Annotated in this window: 1 protein-coding gene; it reads left to right on the top strand. The window is 64.5% G+C overall.

Going from position 1 to position 633, the window contains the following annotated elements; all coding sequences use genetic code 11:
- Window positions 1-633 (top strand): cytochrome c-type biogenesis CcmF C-terminal domain-containing protein (locus HGP16_RS33735; protein WP_281408300.1); only part of this gene is annotated, 633 nt, incomplete at both ends.

Raw genomic sequence — 633 nt, 5'->3', positions numbered from 1 at the left:
GCGGGGCGCTGTCGCTCTTCGCCTTCCGCGCGCCGAAGCTTGCCGCCGGCGGATTGTTCGCGCCGATCTCGCGCGAGGGAGCACTGGTGCTGAACAACCTGATCCTGACGGTTGCCTGCGGCACGGTCCTGACCGGCACGCTCTATCCGCTGGCGCTTGAAACGCTGACGGGTGACAAGATTTCCGTCGGTCCGCCCTTCTTCAACATGACGTTCGGATTGCTGATGGCGCCGATCCTCATTGCCGTGCCGTTCGGCCCGCTGCTCGCCTGGAAGCGCGGCGACCTGCTCGGCGCATTGCAGCGACTCTATGTCGTCGCAGGCTTGGCCTTCATCGCCGGATTGGTTCTGTTTTACATCCGGCATGGCGGCCCGGTACTTGCCGTTCTCGGTCTTGCAGCCGGCTTCTTCCTGATCTTTGGCGCCTTGGCCGATCTCTGGTATCGCGCCGGTGTCGGCAAGGTGGCTGCGAATGTGGCATGGCGGCGCCTCAGCGGGCTGCCGCGTTCCGCTTTCGGCACGGCGCTGGCGCATGCCGGCCTCGGCATTACTGTCCTTGGTATCATCGCGGTGACGACCTTCGAGGGCGAGAACATCACCAGTATGAAACCTGGCGAGACCGCTGAACTCGGCG

The organism is Rhizobium sp. P40RR-XXII (assembly GCF_012641405.1).
Classification (GTDB): domain Bacteria; phylum Pseudomonadota; class Alphaproteobacteria; order Rhizobiales; family Rhizobiaceae; genus Rhizobium.
The sequence above is the reverse complement of the archived record's forward strand: the minus strand, read 5'-3'. Positions and strand labels throughout refer to the sequence as shown.